16 protein-coding genes and 1 pseudogene are annotated in these 18,334 nt (G+C 41.8%); 11 read left to right on the forward strand and 6 right to left on the reverse strand.

The window, feature by feature from the left end; genetic code table 11:
* Positions 1 to 1,479 precede the first annotated feature (1,479 nt).
* Both AC1DM9_RS33480 and AC1DM9_RS33485 read left to right on the forward strand, forming a co-directional pair.
* On the forward strand, positions 1,480 to 1,998 hold the full coding sequence (locus tag AC1DM9_RS33480; protein WP_477584327.1) for a ClbS/DfsB family four-helix bundle protein: 519 nt from the start codon (positions 1,480 to 1,482) through the stop codon (positions 1,996 to 1,998).
* Between the two features lie 322 nt (positions 1,999 to 2,320).
* On the forward strand, positions 2,321 to 2,473 hold the full coding sequence (locus tag AC1DM9_RS33485) for a hypothetical protein (protein ID WP_477584329.1): 153 nt from the start codon (positions 2,321 to 2,323) through the stop codon (positions 2,471 to 2,473).
* Positions 2,474 to 2,564: 91 nt separating this feature from the next.
* On the opposite strand, the gene AC1DM9_RS33490 is transcribed toward AC1DM9_RS33485, so the two are convergent.
* From AC1DM9_RS33490 to AC1DM9_RS33505, 4 genes are all read right to left on the reverse strand, one after another.
* On the reverse strand, positions 2,565 to 3,299 hold the full coding sequence (locus tag AC1DM9_RS33490; protein WP_477584331.1) for an IclR family transcriptional regulator: 735 nt from the start codon (positions 3,297 to 3,299) through the stop codon (positions 2,565 to 2,567).
* Between the two features lie 264 nt (positions 3,300 to 3,563).
* Positions 3,564 to 4,022 carry a heme-binding protein gene (locus AC1DM9_RS33495; RefSeq protein ID WP_477584333.1) on the reverse strand — a complete coding sequence of 153 codons (459 nt, stop codon included), beginning with the start codon at positions 4,020 to 4,022 and terminating at the stop codon, positions 3,564 to 3,566.
* Positions 4,023 to 5,216, reverse strand: a complete 1,194-nt coding sequence (locus AC1DM9_RS33500; protein ID WP_477584334.1) for an MFS transporter — start codon at positions 5,214 to 5,216, stop codon at positions 4,023 to 4,025.
* Positions 5,217 to 5,392: 176 nt separating this feature from the next.
* Entirely contained in the window at positions 5,393 to 5,683 is a 291-nt protein-coding gene (locus AC1DM9_RS33505; protein ID WP_477584336.1) for a putative quinol monooxygenase, read from the reverse strand.
* 1,357 nt (positions 5,684 to 7,040) lie between these two features.
* On the opposite strand from AC1DM9_RS33505, the pseudogene AC1DM9_RS33510 reads away from it, so the two are divergent.
* Both AC1DM9_RS33510 and AC1DM9_RS33515 read left to right on the forward strand, forming a co-directional pair.
* Positions 7,041 to 7,252: pseudogene (locus AC1DM9_RS33510) on the forward strand (alpha/beta hydrolase); the annotation flags it as partial.
* A gap of 49 nt (positions 7,253 to 7,301) precedes the next feature.
* The gene (locus AC1DM9_RS33515) at positions 7,302 to 8,756 is read left to right on the forward strand and encodes an alpha/beta hydrolase family protein (protein WP_477584338.1); all 1,455 of its coding nucleotides are present in this window, start codon (positions 7,302 to 7,304) and stop codon (positions 8,754 to 8,756) included.
* Between the two features lie 792 nt (positions 8,757 to 9,548).
* Here AC1DM9_RS33515 and AC1DM9_RS33520 read toward each other — a convergent pair.
* Positions 9,549 to 10,208 (reverse strand): TetR/AcrR family transcriptional regulator, encoded by a 660-nt coding sequence (locus AC1DM9_RS33520; RefSeq protein ID WP_441883847.1) that lies wholly within the window; start codon positions 10,206 to 10,208, stop codon positions 9,549 to 9,551.
* Positions 10,209 to 10,490: 282 nt separating this feature from the next.
* On the opposite strand from AC1DM9_RS33520, the gene AC1DM9_RS33525 reads away from it, so the two are divergent.
* From AC1DM9_RS33525 to AC1DM9_RS33540, 4 genes are read left to right on the forward strand one after another with little or no spacing between them, the layout of a single operon-like run.
* On the forward strand, positions 10,491 to 11,333 hold the full coding sequence (locus AC1DM9_RS33525) for an SDR family NAD(P)-dependent oxidoreductase (protein WP_477584341.1): 843 nt from the start codon (positions 10,491 to 10,493) through the stop codon (positions 11,331 to 11,333).
* A complete protein-coding gene (locus AC1DM9_RS33530) occupies positions 11,330 to 12,343 on the forward strand; it encodes a zinc-dependent alcohol dehydrogenase family protein (protein ID WP_441883853.1) in 1,014 nt (337 codons plus the stop codon). Before AC1DM9_RS33525 ends, AC1DM9_RS33530 begins: the two co-directional genes overlap by 4 nt.
* 31 nt (positions 12,344 to 12,374) lie before the next feature.
* Positions 12,375 to 13,535, forward strand: coding sequence for an SMP-30/gluconolactonase/LRE family protein (locus AC1DM9_RS33535; protein WP_477584344.1), 1,161 nt, complete (start codon positions 12,375 to 12,377; stop codon positions 13,533 to 13,535).
* Positions 13,535 to 13,945 (forward strand): SDR family oxidoreductase, encoded by a 411-nt coding sequence (locus AC1DM9_RS33540; protein ID WP_477584345.1) that lies wholly within the window; start codon positions 13,535 to 13,537, stop codon positions 13,943 to 13,945. Before AC1DM9_RS33535 ends, AC1DM9_RS33540 begins: the two co-directional genes overlap by 1 nt.
* Before the next feature lie 712 nt (positions 13,946 to 14,657).
* Here AC1DM9_RS33540 and AC1DM9_RS33545 read toward each other — a convergent pair.
* Entirely contained in the window at positions 14,658 to 14,837 is a 180-nt protein-coding gene (locus AC1DM9_RS33545) for a hypothetical protein (RefSeq protein WP_441883862.1), read from the reverse strand.
* Between the two features lie 182 nt (positions 14,838 to 15,019).
* Here AC1DM9_RS33545 and AC1DM9_RS33550 point away from each other — a divergent pair, with 182 nt between their 5' ends.
* The 3 genes from AC1DM9_RS33550 to AC1DM9_RS33560 all read left to right on the forward strand — a co-directional run bounded on the left by AC1DM9_RS33550 (position 15,020) and on the right by AC1DM9_RS33560 (position 18,002).
* The gene (locus tag AC1DM9_RS33550) at positions 15,020 to 15,298 is read left to right on the forward strand and encodes a hypothetical protein (protein WP_477584348.1); all 279 of its coding nucleotides are present in this window, start codon (positions 15,020 to 15,022) and stop codon (positions 15,296 to 15,298) included.
* Positions 15,299 to 15,607: 309 nt separating this feature from the next.
* Entirely contained in the window at positions 15,608 to 15,832 is a 225-nt protein-coding gene (locus AC1DM9_RS33555; protein ID WP_477584350.1) for a hypothetical protein, read from the forward strand.
* Positions 15,833 to 16,736: 904 nt separating this feature from the next.
* Complete coding sequence (locus tag AC1DM9_RS33560) at positions 16,737 to 18,002, forward strand: chloramphenicol phosphotransferase CPT family protein (RefSeq protein WP_477509817.1); 1,266 nt, start codon at positions 16,737 to 16,739, stop codon at positions 18,000 to 18,002.
* Positions 18,003 to 18,334 lie beyond the last annotated feature (332 nt).

The following is an 18,334-nucleotide window of genomic DNA, read 5'->3' on the forward strand; positions in this document are numbered from 1 at the left end:
AACTCGTAAGAATCGAAACGACGGAGGGATTGTAGACGGTTATTTGTGTTCTTCAAACTAACACATGTGGAGTGATGTGTGTCGGTTGTGAGGATGCGTTGAATAACTCATTTACCTGATTAATTATTAAGCATTAGGAGAGAAAGTGCTTATGCTGCTCTATTTTTCGTAGATTGAAAATGATTCTATTGTATGTTGGAAGGTACCTTGGGGCCTAGCTCAGTCTGGGAGAGCGCTTCGCTGGTTCTGTTGTGCACTAGCGTCATGTTAAAAATTGTGATTTTGTTCATAGGGAGCCTGAAGAAAATCTGAGTATTATATAGAAGGCTAATTAGATATATTTTACCCCGATTTAGTACTTTGATGATAGTGAACTTTATTGCTCCTTGTACTCAGCAGACATTCTATATTAAAATGCTTAGTAGAGATTGCACACATATTTCAGTAGCATATACTATAATTACCATTCATCTCAGATTAACAGAATCAAGCAAGGTTAATTGAGTCTTATCATTCACGACGTATTGAATACGCTTTCAAATTGTTCGTTGTAGAAAGGAATGATTATCGTTGAAAAGCTGGCCGTTTAACCTGGGACTCCAATGTTGTGATGAAGCTGACTCAAAAACTACAGGTTCAGGACAGGACTCTCCACTCCTATCCAAATCCAATAGTGCTCATCATGAGTACGGACCACCCTTCGGGGTGGTTTTTTTTTTAGAAAAATAGAACCTCATTATTCTTGTAAGATGATTTTGTATAATTAATCTCTTGTGATACGTTTATCTGGTGGGTCTAGATCAAGTTCTTGCGATTGCAAATTCACTAAGAATGTCACCAAAATTCCCATACAAATTATTAATTTTGGTATAGGCATTGGAAATCGCCAGTTACTATGTTTCCTCTCGAAATATTCAAAAACAAGGGATTGCTGAATAATGCAAAATTTATTAGCAGTTTGGAAAGTCGCAAGAACCGGGAATCCTTACAGCTTGTACTAATATAAAAAAAATTTGATCTGAAAGAAAAGTCGGCGTTTGATCACACGATCAAGATAGGATGTATCAAGTGGCATCAAATGAAGACAAGCGTAATTTGTTGAAGCCACATATGGATAAGCCGTCAAAAATATCCATAATTAACCATGGTATGATATGATAGCTGATAGGGCAGATCGCTTGCGGATCTATAGGTACTACTAATTATATAATTTTTAGAAATTCATGAAAGTTATGTTATAGGAAATATCAGAGAATAATAAACTCGAAAAGATGTATCCAAAATCCAAACACAAAGAGACAGGCTGTTGAATTTGTTCAATACAAACGACGTGTTAGATTCTACTCGTAGAACTCACGATCCAGCTCCATTGATTGGTTTGGATTCATAATTGATTTTCAGCTTGTCAATCTGAAACTACACTGACAGTCGGTACAGCTTTATGGTATTACCAGAATAAAAAAAAGTGGAGTGAGTGCTGTGGCAAGCTTTGATTATACTTCCAAAGAGGATTTGATGAAGACGATCCATTCTCATTATATGTTGTTGGACGCTGAGTTTGGCGGGATCGACAATAGTGAGAAGGATATTAGGATACCTGAAGTGGATAAAACACCCGCCGAGATCATCGCTTACCAGCTTGGTTGGCTTGATCTGGTGATGGGCTGGGACAAGGATGAAAAGGCAGGCCGACCCATTCTCATGCCATCTCCCGACTATAAATGGAACCAACTTGGCGGACTGTATCGGTCCTTTTACGACAGATATACCGCAGTCTCCTTGCCTGAGCTGCGAGACTTATTCCGGCGAGCGGAGCAGCAATGGCTTGACTGGATCAACACGTTGACCGAGGAAGAGCTATTTACACAAGGCATCCGCAAATGGACAGGCGGCAAGGAAAACTGGCCTATGGCAAGGTGGATTCACATTAATTCAGCAGCCCCTTTCAAAACCTTTCGTGCGAAAATCAGGAAGTGGAAAAAACATAGGGGAACTTGAGATGCAGGTAAGCTTTCGTGAAATTGAGCACAAAAATTCCTAACTATTTTTCAATAAGAATGTAAATTCTCTCCGTGTTATTCTGAACCATTATATATCCGCCGTTTTATACAAAAGTAAACAGTATTTTGCCCTTATACATTTGGAATAATTTTTAAATGAAATTATGTAATTCCTTCTTAAGTGGTTGGGTATTTGCGATTTTAGCAAGCGCATGAATGCACTCTCCTATACTGTTAGGATACCCCGAAGCTAACTTCTGATATTAGAGATTTACCCGATGAGATTCGCAGACTCTATAGTTTTGAGCAAATAGTTAACGGTGAAAGTTAAAATACACAGAATTGATGAGCAGGCGCTACGAAAGCCTGCTCTCTTTATTAAACGAAAAGCATACGCCTTGCAGATAAAAATGCAAGTTGCTGAATTTGGAGATCTTGATATTTCAGAGATGGCCCAATCTGCTTGGTTTTAAAGGGCCGGATTGCTTCGCCAAGTATTCTTATAGCAACTGTAGAGTTGTTCGATCTCTTTTTTGTTAATCTTCGTATGCGAAGTTGAGCGGGTCAAAATAGACCGGAAATCTGTGCACTGCATTCCTTCAATTTTTTACTTACCGCACGGTCTCTCTTTCGGCTTAATCGTGCGGCAGGGCCGGATATAGCCAATGCTGCGATCACTTTACCATTATAAAATATTGGTGCAGCTACGCAGCGTAAACCTACTTCTGTTTCTTCATCATCAATGGCGTATCCTTGTTGACGGATTACATTTAGATGCTCTTTTAATAAATGGTTGTCGTCAAAAGTATGTTTTGTTGCTTTGTGCTGGGTAAGATGTGTAAGCATTTTTTTATGTTGTTCATCACTTAGGTGTGCCAGAATAACTTTCCCAAAGGCACTTAGATGGGCATAAGCGGAATCACCTATGCGTGTGTGGCTACGGATGGCATGATTGCCCTCCACCACTTGTACTGTCATAACTTTCATCCCATCTAAAACTCCTATATATGCGGTTTCGCCAAGTTCCAGCGCTAATTGATGCAAGGATGGAACAGCTAACCAATTAAGTCGAGTGATTGCAGATGATGAATGGTGCTCCTTTAATTCAGAAGCTTTGTACGTGAAACCATCTTTTTGAATAAAACCTGTCATTTCCAGCGTATATAGCAGACGAAAAGTTGTAGACTTGTTAAGGTTAAACCGGTGCATAATCTCAGTCAGTCTCATGGGTGCACCTTGCTGCAATGCGTCTAGAATTAGTAGTCCTTTTTTTAGGGTTGCAACCTCATATTGTTCCATTGATTCACCTCTAAGCATCTTTATATATTGTCTTCATGACTATCAATATAGTTTCAGATTTACTGAAAGCGGGAAATTGTTTATTATAATTGAATGATTGACATACAATTTTACATATAAGTAAAAACCATTGCATTCCATACTAACATGTATGAATTGAAATATAGAAAGTAGCTTTTGATGAACTGATTATGAATGAAAAAGAGAGGGAAAGAGCTTTACGCCCAACCCTCTCATCATTAAAGTGGCCATAACCATGACCACTTATTCTCCTTTTAAAAACAGGCGAATGCCCTCAACTGCGTAAGCATGATCTAACTCGCCCGACAATCCTCCGACTGTTACAGACCCGACTACGCCAACACCTTTGACACGGATGGGAATAGAACCGCCAACTGCTTGATACTCTGTAGTGGAAAGCAGAGAGTGTTCTTCATGAGATGCACCGCTTTGGATAAAGCGCTGGTTGATGTAGGCAGAACTGCGATTATAGTGATCGACGATCCGTTTTTTACGAAATAACCATACGTAGTTTTCTTCCGAAGTACCATCCATTAGATGCGTAAACACAGGAACTCGGTTACGTTCAATATGCACGGCCAACGCTACGTTGTTTTCTTGGGCATACTGCACAATCCGATTGCCAATGGCGAGTGCATCTTTATGTCTAAAACTTGTGAATTCCAATTCTTTCTCTAACAGGTCTAATGATTTCAAGTTCATTTATCCTCTCTCCTCAACAAAAAGATTCTGTTTATTATCCATTCTGTAGTTTATAGCTGCGAGTAAAAATGCGAATCCAGCCATAATTGCACCGATCCAAGCCGTATCCATAATATGCTTATGGTCTACAGCAAGCCCACCCAAAGTAGAACCAGCAGCTATCCCAATATTAAATGCAGAGATGTTTAATGCAGAAGCGACATCCTTAGCAGAAGGTACCAGCTTTTCTGCAAGCATTAGAGTGTAAGCCTGTACGCCGGGAGACATCATAAAGGCGAAGAAACCCATTAATATAAGGGACAAAATAGTGAGCGTCTTATTGGGCAGTAGCCATATTTGCAGCAGCAGGGCAATGCCTTGAAATAGAAACACGAATCGAAGCGCCTTGACAGGATGCCCATTTGCTAATTTCCCCCCAATAATATTCCCAATTGCCACTGCAACACCGTAAACCAACAGCAGCCATGAAATAGACGAGGCTGAGTATCCGCTAATCTCTTTAAGGATAGGAGAGATATACGTAAATAAGGCGAAGGTTCCGCCGAAACCTAGTACCGTCATTAGCAGAGCAGTGATGATCCGAGGATTGAAAATCAAACTTCCAATATCACTAAGGCTCGGTGAGTGCTTTGAACGCGGGACTTTTTCTACGGCTATAAGACTGACCAACAAAGCGATTAGTCCTAATACAGCGACCACGGCAAATGACATCCGCCAACCAAATTCCTGTCCGATATATGTTCCAAGGGGAACACCCAAAATGGTAGCAACGGTTAACCCCGTGAACATGATGGAAATGGCGGTGCCTTTTTTGTTAGCAGGGACCATATCTGCGGCCACTGTAGCTGCAACAGCGAAAAATACACCGTGTGCAACAGCTGTAATTATCCTTGATAAGAGCAACATGGAATAGGTAGAAGCTATTGCTGCCAGAGCATTCCCTGCAGTGAACACGATCATGAGGAACACCAGATATCCTTTTTTAGGCAGTTTCCCAGTAATAACTACGACGATCGGGGTTCCAATAGCAAGGGCAACTGCATACCCAGACACCAGTGTCCCAGCTTGGGTTACTGATATGCCAAGATCGGTGGCTACCTCTTGCAGAATACCGACAATAACAAATTCTGTCGTTCCTATGGCAAAAGCACTTAACGCAAGTGACATTAGTGCTATAAAGATTTTTGAATTCATACTTTCACCTCCTTTATGTAGGCCAATATTAAGTGAGAACTTAAATAAGTTCAAATAAAGAGAAAGAGTTTCTATAAAAGAAACTTTTTCTCGGTAGATAAATGCTAATACTAATTCGAAAATCGAATGATATTAACATAAACGAAAACAACCTACTTGCATGTGCTTTGATCTTATCATTCAATGTTTTCCAAATGATAAACTTCCATTTTAGCAATTATAGTTTCTATATTTTTGAGGTATGTTTGGTAATGATCGGTATTTACATGTGCGATTATGGCATCTTCGTCAGCCCAAGACTCATAAAAAACATATGTGCCTTTTTCTTCAAGCGATTTATGCAGCTCATATTGTTTACAGCCTTTTTCTGCACGTGACGGTTTAATAAGTTTGATCAATTCATCGCGTAGCTGCTCCTCTTGTCCAGGTTTTGCTTTTAGAATTGCACAAATTGTAATGACAGTCATAAAGTACACCTCTTAATAACAATTTAGTTGGTAGAAATAAACCAATAATTAGTAACGATAATATCTTGTCTTTACACCAAATTGATACCATGAACTAAACCCAAAACTCATGGAGCGTAGGTAGGGCTATTTTGATGTCATGATCAACTATCCGTTTTTATCAACAGCCAGTTGAACATCTCTTTTACTCTTCCTGCGAAGTGATAAGTGAAAAGGGGGAGTTGGTTTCTTTTCAATATGAACATTAACAGGGGCTATCCGTCTTTTAGCATGGTACTTCATAGTCAGTCCTACTTTGATGCGTCTTCATTTCTGTATTCCGGAATGACATAGTTCTCTTACCAAATGTTCAATAGTTCATAATGCATCACTCCTAAAGAGATAATGTTCGGTTGCTAAAATATCAAAAAAACACATGCAGCATGGCCTAATCATAGGTAAATCATAGGGGTTTTTCAAAAAATGTTTGAAAGTTTCTAATAAAGAAACAACATTATTAAGCTACCTGAGAAAAAGTCATTCAATTATGTGACAAGCTGCAAGTCCGTGAGAAACTTAGGAACGAGGATGGATGCGCGTTGTCGGTTCGAAGAATGATTGAATCGGAAAGTATGTTTGAGCAAATAAAGTACAACAGGGGATTCACAACATAAAAGGGAGTCCGATTAGTACAATCGGTATCAAGTAAAGAACTCCCAGTTCAAGTTGATTTATTGCAGAATAAACCCGCTTGGGGAAGTTTCCATGAGATACACAATCGGTGCATTTACCCAGATTGACTGTGTCCCACGTTTCAAGCCTCAACTTTTAAAGCAGCTGAACAATTAACTTCCCCTCCAAATCTTCCTGTTATTTTCTTTATCCAAGCGAATTGCCCGGCAACGGACAGATGGATTCCCGAGCACGAGAAGCTAATACAGGATTCTGTACATGGTGCAGTGGTGCTGCTGGAAGTAAATCATCATTATTTTTATCGTTCCCATTCCAAATACATTGCTGAAAGATTCAGGGGTTTTATGAAGGAAATTTTATGAATTGTTCGCGCAAATTTATCCGCCAATGACGTCGCAGTAATTATTAATTTATTTGCTTGTTCATATTCAGTTCATATTGACGTCATGGGGAATACATATTCATTGGTTAAGATTTCATTAGCATCAAAGAAGAAAATCCAACAAACAGTTCAAGACAGGGAGAGATGAGAGTGACACAACCAAAGGAAAAGAAAACGTAGAATTGATCGAGGGCCAAGAAAGTACGAAATATTATAATTAAAATACTAGGAGCAGTCGTAATCGCCATTGTTCTGTTTCTAGGTATTTTTTATATCACGAATGTGATCAGTAGCAATTCGGAGGCGAATTTTAAAGGGGCTCAAGGTTTAACCTTGCCTAAAGATCTTCCACTTCTTCTCGTGATTCAAGCGAATAATGAAGGTGTAAAGGATGGATACCTTTGCACGAAGGACAGATCAAAGACTCGGTGCATGGAAAAGTAATAACAATGGATGGATCACATTATTTACACCATACCAAATTTAAAGAAATAGCTGAGCGCATTCATGAATGAAGCGAAGTAAATAACCTGTAAAAGTTCGTGATGAAAGAGAGGAATTCAAATGAGATTATTTGAGATACTTTTAGTTCTATCCTGTTTCGCTTTACTCGTAGATCTATTGTTTATTAAAAGAGGTGCAAAGAAAACAGGACTGGTTTTGTGTATAGGAAGTGGCGTTATATTTGTAGTTCAATTGTTTGTTGAGGGATACAGATGGCAGTTGCTTTTGGTATATATTATGACGGCTCTTTTCATACTCATCGTTTTACTCAGGCAATCAAAAAAGATGGTGAATCTAAAAATAGGGAAGCCGTTGAAATATAGTTTATCTTCCCTAGTCGTCATTCTACTTGTTGTATCTACCAGCTTGTCTGTATACTTGCCTGTCTTTCATTTGCCAAAGCCTAATGGTCCAGAGAAAGTGGGTACTCAAACTTTTCATTTTGCGGATCAGAACAGAGATGAAGTCTTAACTGAAGATCAAAACGATAAGAGGGAACTAATGGTTCAAGTTTGGTATCCTTCTGAAAAGAGCAATAACAACAAGAGTGAAGCTCTTTTTCCAAAAGATAAAGAAATGTTCAAAAAGTACATTCAGACATACTCTAATTCTTTAAACCTTCCCGATTTTGTGTTCGATTACTGGAAGTATAGTAAAACCAACTCTTATGATAATGTAGAAATATTACCTTCTACAAGTCCTTATCCTTTGGTACTGCTATCTCACGGAATGGGAACCAGTAGAGTTCTACATGCATCACAGGCCGAGAATCTGGCCAGTCATGGGTTTATCGTGGTCACAATCGATCATACGTATAGCACCTTTGCTACCATTTTTCCGGATGGCCGTGTAACGGACTATAAAACAAAGATGACAACAATAGATGAACGCAGAAGAATTGGAAATATATGGACACAAGATGTAGAGTTTGTAATCAACCAAATTGAAAAGCTAAATTCAGGTGCAATCGAAAGCCAATTTAAAGGGAAAATAGATTTAAATAACTTAGGCGTGATGGGGCATTCTTTTGGGGGAGCAACGGCGTTTAATACAACTTATTTAGATCATAGAATCAAGGCCGGGATTAATATGGACGGGTCACTATTTGAAGTGGAAAATAGAGATGTTATAAACAAGCCTTTTATGTTCATTAGATCGGGAAGTTTTAAAGACTGGTTAGTAGATTTTAAAAATGATAAAAGTTCGGATAACGAAATAAATAAACAACTTTCAGATGAGCTGCACATTATTAAAAATGTTATCAATCAGGGGGGAAGTGCGATTTATGTAGAAGGTACCCAACACTTCAATTTCACGGACCTTCAATTCTATTCTGAGTTGATTAAACTGACTGGAATTACAGGAGATATAAATGGTAAAAGAGGATCTAGCATCGTAAATCAATATGTACTCGATTTCTTTAATAAGCAATTGAAAGGAGCAGGTGGAAATCTGATTCAGGGTCCGAACGACATGTATCCAGAGGTGAAATTTATAAAGCCGGAAGACCTTTAACCGATAATGTCCGACGGCGTAGAGTGTCGCTGTAAGTGAACAGCAGTTAACAAAATGGATTAAAATAAAATATTATGCAATAACATGGTATTAAACTAACGTGTACTTTAGCTTAACAATAACCAAGACGAGGCTGCAGGCATGTAACGGCAGCCTCACTGCGCTAATGAGCAGCGTTCTAATAGGAAGAAATATCGGATTTGAAAGCCGATGTATGCCGTTCGGTTGGCACCAGGCACGGTAAGGATTAATCATAGTGGAGCTGGAACTGCTTTCACACTATACGAATTGCTTCAACAAAAATCAGAGGTGCTTGACGTAAAGGCAAAGGGGCTAAGTTGCGACCAACAAACCTTGGTTGACATCATCGCCTTTACAGGTTTCGTTTTTTTTTTGGAGGGTAACTTAGTGTCGAATAGATCCTTCATTAATCGGTTATTGAAGTTGAAAGACATGAATATGTGTAACACTTAAAAAAGCTTCAGGTTTGGGATAGGACTCTCCACTCCTATCCAAATCCTATTGTGCTCATCATGAGTACGGACCACCCTTCGGGGTGGTTTTTTTTTGTTTATAAATTGTGTTAACTCCAAAAGGATAAATTTTATATACTGGGAGTCTATTCAAATGGGCAAACGTTTATTAGCCCCCATCTTTTTAAAAATTGGAGGCTATATTAATACTAGAACGTTGAAGAAACATATATGGGAAGGCTTTTTGAAATAGTTTTTCTTCACGAAATGGCACTTGGCTCAGTTGTGATGCCCACCTTTACCGAATTAGGATCCCCGTTTAGGCGTTATGATTTGGAAACAACGAGCTGACAATTAAAGACAACGTTTGCCTGTATACTGAATGGGCCGATTGTACATCTCCCAAGTGTCCTCCAATGTAAAGATGAATAACGCCGTGGAGTGAAGCCCAGAATATAAGTATAAAGGTTTCCGTGTCATACTGACTGTGAATCAGACCTTGCTCTTGTGCATTGCTGATCACTGTCAATAATTGCCTCATGGCTGTTATGGTGCCATGCATGCTTTCCTCGTCCGGTTTGAAATCTGCGAAGGCTCCTCCAAACATCAGCTTATAATAGCTGGAGTAGCGCTGCCCAAATTGCCAAAAGGTTTCGCCTAAATTCAGCAACTGCTGCGCCGGATTAGTAGACTGTGGTGTCCCCTCGAATTCGTTAGCAAGAAGCTTACAGCCGTCCAGATACAATTGTTGAACTAAACCCTCTTTATTAACAAACAAGTTATAGATGATTTTTGTCGAGCAATCCATTTTCTGTGCTATCTTACGCACCGTAACGGCTTCCGGCCCTTCTTCTTGCAAGAGCGTAGCCGCAGCATCAACAACGAGTTTACGGAGATTATCAATATTTTGCAAGCGAGCTTCTTGGTAGGTTTTTAACTTTTGTGTATTCGCAATGGAAGATATCTCTTGGTCGCTCATAATCATCACCTTCAGTTATCGTGTTTTCATCAGGAAACAAAGTGTCTGACTCTCTTACCAGTAACTTTATTTAGTTGTTGGACGATTGTCAATGCGACGTTGGATATCCAAATCTCATATTGACTTTCTAAAAAAGGGTAGTTACAATGAAACCAATAAGAAACACTGTTACCAAACATAACACAACGATTCCTTACTCCCTCGGGAAGTGGGGATAACTTTTGGGGTTTTGGTAACATTGTTTCTATAATAAAACATTGTATTTGAAAGGAGAGTTGACACTTGACAATTCAAGGAAAATGGTCACTTATTACGGGAACTTCTTCCGGTATTGGAGAGCAATTCGCGAGACAACTGGCAAAACAAGGCAGTAATTTGGTTCTCGTGGCAAGGTCGAAGAGCAAGCTTGAGAGCCTGGCATCAGAGCTCAGAAAGAAGTATGGCATCAAAGCAGAGGTTATCACTATGGATCTTGCGAAGGAGGGTGCACCTAGCGAAATATATCAGCAATGTCGAATTTTGAAAGTGGATATTGAACTGCTGATCAACAATGCTGGCTTTGCTACACATGGTTTGTTTGAAGAAGTGTCAGGTGAGCGTCAACATGAAGAAGTTATGCTCAATGTCGCCGCTGTTGTAGATATGACCCACTTGTTCTTACCGGACATGTTGCGCAGAAGCTCAGGTACAGTTATCAATGTTGCTTCAACCGCCGGATTTCAGCCGCTTCCCTATATGGCCGTATATGGGGCGACAAAAGCTTTTGTCTTGTCGTTTACTCAAGCGTTATATTGGGAAAACCGCGATCGCGGCATAAAATTCTTCGCACTTTGTCCCGGTTCGACGGATACCAGTTTCTTTAATGTCGTAGGAGCGGAAGAAGCCTCCGTCGGAAAGAAAGACACTCCGGAAAGAGTCGTAGAGGTTGCACTTCGTGCATTAAAGGAAGGGAAAATGTATGTCGTTCCTGGTATGCAGAACTATATCGGGGCGCAGTTAGGGCGTTTCATTACACGAAAGCAAGGTCTTCGGCTTGTTGGAAGCATGCTTCGTCCGCGCAATGGATCCAGTAATAATAGGAATTCGGGTAATCAATCTGATCTTTCAGGGAGGACAATACGATGAAAGCTATACAACTGAAAAACGGATTTGGATTTGAGGAATTAACCCTGGTGGAACTTGAAATACCAACGCCGGGTCCTCAAGAGGTGCTGATCCGCATGAGGGCAGCTTCTCTCAATTACCGGGATCTAGTGATTCTGAGCGGATTAATGCCGGTCGACATCAAATTTCCTTTCATTCCAATATCAGACGGAGCGGGAGAAGTTGTAGCCGTTGGCCAAGGAGTAACAAAGTTTCAGGTTGGAGACCGAGTAGCGGGTAATTTACAACAGCAATTCATTGCCGGCAGCCCAAGAGCGAAGGTGTTAAGAGACAGTCTGGGAGGTCCGTTGAACGGAGTGGCGGCCGAGTATGTCGTTCTGAATGAAAACGGAGTCGTTCCTATTCCCGATCACCTCACGTGGGAGGAGGCTTCCACCTTGCCGATCGCAGCTTTAACCGCATGGAGCATGCTAATGGAATACGGTGGTTTGAAAGCGGGTGATACCGTGCTGCTGCAAGGAACAGGGGGTGTTTCCATCTTCGGGCTTCAGTTCTCTCTTATGGCTGGAGCGCGGGCCATCATCACATCGAGCAGCAACGCCAAGCTGGAACGAGCAAAAGCTCTTGGCGCATGGGAAACGATCAATTATTCGGAAGTTCCCGATTGGGATAAGGCGGTGTTAGAGGTGACTGGCTGCGGCGTCGATCATGTTCTGGATGTTGGCGGAGCGGCAACAATGGTAAAATCCATCAATGCGCTACGTGTTGGAGGGACCTTGAGTATGGTCGGGTTCTTAACGGGCTTGACCATTCCGGAATACGATGTCACTGGCATCTTGCAGAAAGCCGCAACTATTCGCGGCAGTCAAGTCGGCAACCGTGATCACTTTGAAAAGATGAATCGAGCGATTGCCCATCATCATTTACATCCTGTCATCGACCACGTATTCCCTCTGGATCGAATTGGAGAAGCATTCGCGCTCTTGGCTGAAGGAAAGCAATATTTCGGTAAAATCGTAGTTCAAATTTAAATCTCACTGACATGACATAGGAGGCGCTATAATGCCCAATAAACCAGTTCATTCCGTTAAATCTAATGAAGGCTTGAATAGTCCTAAACGCCCGAGTCGTAAAGTTCGAAGAGTGGTATTATCATTGCTTGCGGTGATGCTTCTTGGAATAATCATTTTTTCACTTGTACCTTCACCTATCACACAAGCAAAATGGATCGCGCCGACGGGTCCCTCTTTTAAGGAACCTGGTCCGTGGCAACAGAACAATAAACTCAGCTCAGCTGAGCTTGTTACGGATGCCCCTAAATCTCCGGAATTCATTACGTTTGATAAAGAGGGTACGCTATATACAGGAGATTCTGACGGGAAAATTTACAAGGTTGGTTTCGATGCAGATGGCAATCCGCAAGAAGCCCAAGTATTTGCAGACACTAAAGGAACGCCTAATGGGCTTAAATTCGATGCCAATGGCGATTTGATCGTTACTGATATCCAGAAGGGACTGCTGTCTATAAACCCTTCCGGGAGCATAGAGGTATTGGCTGATCAAGTGGACGGCAAGCCGATCTATTTAGCTAACGAGCTTGATATTGCCCAGGACGGCTCAATTTATTTTTCCGATACCTCGAACTATGGCAAGGTGACATTTAAAGAAATTGCCGAGAATAAGCCGCATGGACGTTTGCTGAAGTACGATCCAATGACCAAACAGACGACCGTCCTGTTGGAAGGCCTCTATTTTGCAAACGGGGTTGCCTTGTCTGCGGATGAAGATTTTGTGCTTGTTGCGGAATCATATCATTACCAGTTGACTAGATACTGGCTCAAGGGCACAAAGAAGGGGACATCTGATATTTTTGCGGAAAATCTCGCAGGCTTCCCAGACAATATTACACGTGATGAGCATGGTCAATTCTGGGTGGGCATCTTCACGACTCGCATCTCTTTTGTAGATCAGATGCATCGCAGCCCTTGGTTGGCCGGTACCATGGCCAAATTGCCAGAATCGCTGCTTAGCGGTGCAAGCGCACCGGCGAAGCATGGGCTTGCTGCTGTGTTCAGTCCGCAGGGAGAGCTTATCGAAAGCTGGCATGATCCAGAAGGCTCATTATATGGTGTAACTACGGCTGTAAGTCATAACGGATATTTATATATAGGAACGGCACCTGGAGGCAGCCAGGGTTTACATCGCGTGCTTTTAACAAAATAATGTTGGATCCGGGAGGATGCGAAATGAAACTGGATGATTTGGAGCTATCTTGGAATGCTAAGGAGAGTCTAGCAGGAAAAGTAGCCTTGGTGACTGGCGCCAGCAGTGGCATCGGGGCATCGATTTCCAGGAAACTGGCAAAGCGCGGCGCATATGTAGCCTTAGTGGCACGCCGTCGGGAACGATTGGATGAGCTGGTTCAAGACTTGCATAAAGAGGAATTGTACGAGGTTTTGGCGGTACCTGCCGATATACAACTGGCTGAAGTTCGTGCGTTTACTTCGAAAGTTTTGCCGTTACACCCCGATGATGTTGCAGAACCAGCACTCTATGCACTGGAGCAGACTGAGCATGTCAACATTCCGGAACTGACTATTATGCCTTCAAGGCAATCCCAGCGGTTCAAATAAAGCGGCGTCCACTGAGCGTGGTATGTACCGTGTCAAGGTACATGCCTTAAGTTTGACAATTCTGGTCATGGCAACGAACCACCACGGGAGCATGGAGGGATTTGTTACACTAACCCAAAGAATTGAAGTTCAGTATCAGGATTTATCTTGGAAAATTAGCTCTGATGGAGAGCTCTTCGCTGGACCAAAATTGGTCAGGGGTTCAGTGAAGCGTAAACGTAGCCGAAGGTGGAGGAGCACAGCGTTTGAATCTACCGCTGAAAGCTTCATCCGGATACGCGTCGTCAGCTACAAAAATCAAGATTCATGCATCCCCCCCTAAATTCCACGATAATAAAACATCGCAACCGTAAAGGTTGCTTTTTTATTTGGTAGAAGTCCGATAGTTCTGATGTATTGTCGATTCTTCATCGCAGAGTGTTAACAACTTTGGACCCAGACATACTGGAAGTTTGGCATAATTCCAGTTGCTGAGGGAGTCGATTATTTACGTTTGAGTTGTATAAAAAATAAAAATAGCAGTGGCACTATACTCTCTTTATTAAACGTACTCTCTTTTCAATGCTTACTTGTCGGATGACAAGAATATAGTCCTATTCCAACCTGCTAAAATCGCGGGTTTTTCTTTTATCCTACCGACACGCTCCAGCAGCAAGCCGGATATTTGTGGATAATCATTTACGCTACGCAACAGCATCCCTTCTGCTTGGCATTAGTCAACACCACATGCTTCTTCGAGAGAATGAATGAGAAATCTATGATCGATTGGTGAAGACTTCGTCCCATATCTTTCAGCTTGCTCCAGATCTTCACCAAGCGTTTCTCCAATTGCTTTACGAGACAGCAGCTCAATTCGAGCGGCACAATAGTGCATGCTCCATCGATTCCTCATACCAGTCAGCTTGGAGCTCCAAAACATCTCTATAAAAAGCCTCGCTCTTCGGGAAATCTTATACCAATATTCGAACTTGAAGTAAATTCATGATCCAGCTCCTCTAGGTCTAAAGTTAATATGATGTTTCTAAAAAAATTCATACTCTCATTCTACCCCATCTTCACTGACAGGAATGGTCAGTGAAGAAGCTGTGCTTCATAATATTTGTACAAGTTCATGGTTACTTCAACCATCGGCTGTTTGAGAAACTGCGGTTCCTTCAATTGAATTTTGCCGCTATGGTTAAGGTTGATAATAATCAGGCTACAGAAGGAGAGATAGCGGAGGGGCTATATATGCTAGAATTCCAAATGAACCGTATGAAAAAAGAAAGATTATGGGTGTTCTCAGCGGAGGTGTGGTTAATGATTGGTATTTCTACTCAAAATCGGGTAGGGTATTCACCGACCTTGGCATGACTCAGATTTTGACATCTAACGTTTCATTTCCGTAACTTTTAAATGATGAGGCTCTGTCAAACAGAGTCTCATTTCCTGCTTTTGCAGAAAGGATTGAACTATATGAAGCATACTATCATTTTATGCATTTTTCTTTTGTTCATAATCGGATGTCAAAGTAAGGAGGACAAGTCTATAATTAAGGAAGTTTCTTCCGATTCAATTACTCTTCGGGTCAAAGTAGAAACAGTAGAATCATCGAAAATTAAAATCCACACCGAATTGGTGAATACGGGTGACAATTCCGTTGTGATCATCCATGGTGATCCTATGATTGGAGAAGTCGTTGGATATCGTTCTAATCGGCCAGATATTATTCTAAGTTTTGTTGGTATCACAAAGACATTAGATAAGAATGAAGTATATAGTTTCGATAAGGACAAAATTATTAATATTAAACCTGAAGATCAAATTCTATACACTCAGACGATATTTTCGATTAATGGTGAAAGGAAAACCATGGATTTAGAAATAAATTTAGATGAAGTCAATTGAAATGTAACTGCGAACAGCCACGATACATGTAAGATCTCGAATTAATTCTAAAACAATGTTATCCAAAAAGAACCACATAAATTTTATATTAATTTACATTGTTTACGACTTGAAGATACACGAAACACAATATTGGATATGATGTGACACAATTAATAGCCCCTTAGAACGATGTATCGTTTTAAGGGGCTATTTCTTTGCATTCATTAAGCTAACGGGAACTATAGCTTAATAATCACCAGGACGAGGTTGCCCGCATAAATCGGTAGTCTCGTTGAGCTTCGGGTTTGAAGCCGATGCAAGCCGTTCAGTTGGTATCAGATATGGTTCGGATTAGCCATAGTGGTGCTGGCAATGCTGTTCACACAATACGAAACGATTCAACGAAAATCGGAGTGTTTGACGTAAAGGCATAGGGGCTCGTGGAGATCCAAAGTTGCGACCAACAAACCTTGATTGGAATCATCGTCTTTACAGGTTTCATTTTTGTTGGTTATGCAGTGTCGAATAATCAATCATTAATCTCTTGCTAGAATGATGAAGAAAGACATGAATGAGTCTAACACTAAAAAGCTTCAGGTTTGGGATAGGACTCTCCACTCCTATCCAAATCCTATAGTGCTCATCATGAGTACGGACCACCCTTCGGGGTGGTTTTTTTTGCTTATTAAGTGACCTATCTGACAATGACTGCGGCATAAGGATATATCTAGTTGAACCATAATATGAACGGGCAGAATAGCACAACAAGATAAGATTATGTTCTAATTCAATTTTACGCCTTATTATATTAAAATTACAGACTATTCCATTAGCCGTATAGTTGCTACAATCTATATTGTAACTTCCAAAGATGGAAAAAACATTCACAGTATGAACGAAATCTTTGTATGGAGGGAAACGCATGTCACAAGAAGATAAACTCGGACAAATAGTCATTCTGAACGGCAATCCGCGGGCTGGGAAGTCAAGCATTGCCATCGCGATCCAGAATATGTTTGAGGGTGTATGGATGAACGCTGGGGGCAGTCAGTTCAAGAAAATGACCCCCGAACACTACCAGCCAGGGATATCGCTTCGGCCAGGTGGGGAACGCCCTGAACTTGAGCCTCTAATTGTGATCCTGTATCAAGCCATGTATGAAGCCATTGCTGCACACAGCCGTCTGGGACTGAATGTCGTGGTGGATGTCTGGCACCATGATGCTTATTCGATTCCGCGGGGGATTCTTCCGAGCTGTGCCCGGATCCTGAGTGGATTGCCTGTTTTGTTTGTGGGTGTACGATGCCCATTAGAGGTTGTCATGCAGCGGCGGATCGCTACCTGGAATTCCGGTTACGAAGAGGACGGATCTGTGCCAAAGCCAGTGAGATTATGGCAGCAGGCTGTCCATATGCCTGGTAACTATGACCTGGAGGTTGACACCTCGGTGCTCAGTTCTGAAGAGTGTGCCGCCCTGATCCGCCAGCGCCTCCAAGCGTGGCCGGAGTTCCAACGTCTTGAGGTTGAGAGCAGGAACTTTTATTCATTACAATCAAGGGGGAAGCAAATGTTACAGGTAGATGTGCCCGGACAGATTATTATTTTAAACGGGACTCCGCGGTCAGGGAAGTCCAGTATTGCCACTGTGATTCAGAATACGTTCGAGGGTGTGTGGATGAACATGGGAGTCGACCGGTTCATGCAGATGACCCCTGAACGCTACCGGCCAGGGATTGGGCTTCGGCCAGGTGGGGAACGCCCCGACCTTGAGCCACTCATTGTGACCCTTTATCAAGCCATGTATGAGTCTATTGCTGCGCACAGCCGCTTGGGGCTGAATGTGGTAGTTGATGTCGGTCACCACGATGCTTATTCGATCCCGCGGGGGATTCTTCCCAGCTGTGCCCGGACTCTGAGTGGACTGCCGGTTTTGTTTGTTGGTGTGCGATGCCCATTAGAGGTTGTTATGCAGCGGAGGATCGCTACTTGGAATTCCGGCTACGAAGAGGACGGATCTGTGCCAAAGCCGGTGAGATTGTGGCAGCAGGCTGTCCATATGCTTGGTATCTATGATCTGGAGGTTGACACCTCGGTGCTTAGTTCCGAAGAGTGTGCCGCCTTGATCCGCCAGCGCCTCGAAGAAGAGTCGCTGCCCTCAGCTTTCCAGCATCTTGAGGCCATGACGTAGGTGGTGGAGTACACACTCTGAAACGACTCTGAAAGCGCAACATTCGCATTATCTACCTGGTATGACTGGGGTCAGATTACGTATGATATTTAGCCTGAACCCACGTTTCTATTCAATTATCGGGTAACGATAGTTGAAAAACACACATGTATGAGCAGTCACTACATTGGCATGCTCATTTTATTAAGCTCCCTCAGAGAATAAGGTTTTTCTCACGAATACTCGCGAATTCGCAGGATTTCACATATAGATTTAAATAGGAGTTTAAATGATTACATAACATGGGCTAGGCAGTTCCGTTTGAGGGCATGCGGGAATAGAAAGTGTTGGTC

It is taken from the genome of Paenibacillus sp. 01T431, assembly GCF_056398625.1.

What these genes read in the sequence shown, in the direction of transcription:
- AC1DM9_RS33520 (WP_441883847.1), bottom strand. Translation starts at nt 10,208, where the DNA reads ATGAGCGACCAAGAGATATCTTCCATTGCGAATACACAAAAGTTAAAA.
- AC1DM9_RS33535 (WP_477584344.1), top strand. Translation starts at nt 12,375, where the DNA reads ATGCCCAATAAACCAGTTCATTCCGTTAAATCTAATGAAGGCTTGAAT.
- AC1DM9_RS33530 (WP_441883853.1), top strand. Translation starts at nt 11,330, where the DNA reads ATGAAAGCTATACAACTGAAAAACGGATTTGGATTTGAGGAATTAACC.
- AC1DM9_RS33560 (WP_477509817.1), top strand. Translation starts at nt 16,737, where the DNA reads ATGTCACAAGAAGATAAACTCGGACAAATAGTCATTCTGAACGGCAAT.
- AC1DM9_RS33505 (WP_477584336.1), bottom strand. Translation starts at nt 5,683, where the DNA reads ATGACTGTCATTACAATTTGTGCAATTCTAAAAGCAAAACCTGGACAA.
- AC1DM9_RS33515 (WP_477584338.1), top strand. Translation starts at nt 7,302, where the DNA reads ATGAGATTATTTGAGATACTTTTAGTTCTATCCTGTTTCGCTTTACTC.
- AC1DM9_RS33495 (WP_477584333.1), bottom strand. Translation starts at nt 4,022, where the DNA reads ATGAACTTGAAATCATTAGACCTGTTAGAGAAAGAATTGGAATTCACA.
- AC1DM9_RS33500 (WP_477584334.1), bottom strand. Translation starts at nt 5,216, where the DNA reads ATGAATTCAAAAATCTTTATAGCACTAATGTCACTTGCGTTAAGTGCT.
- AC1DM9_RS33540 (WP_477584345.1), top strand. Translation starts at nt 13,535, where the DNA reads ATGTTGGATCCGGGAGGATGCGAAATGAAACTGGATGATTTGGAGCTA.
- AC1DM9_RS33555 (WP_477584350.1), top strand. Translation starts at nt 15,608, where the DNA reads ATGATTGGAGAAGTCGTTGGATATCGTTCTAATCGGCCAGATATTATT.
- AC1DM9_RS33490 (WP_477584331.1), bottom strand. Translation starts at nt 3,299, where the DNA reads ATGGAACAATATGAGGTTGCAACCCTAAAAAAAGGACTACTAATTCTA.
- AC1DM9_RS33545 (WP_441883862.1), bottom strand. Translation starts at nt 14,837, where the DNA reads ATGAGGAATCGATGGAGCATGCACTATTGTGCCGCTCGAATTGAGCTG.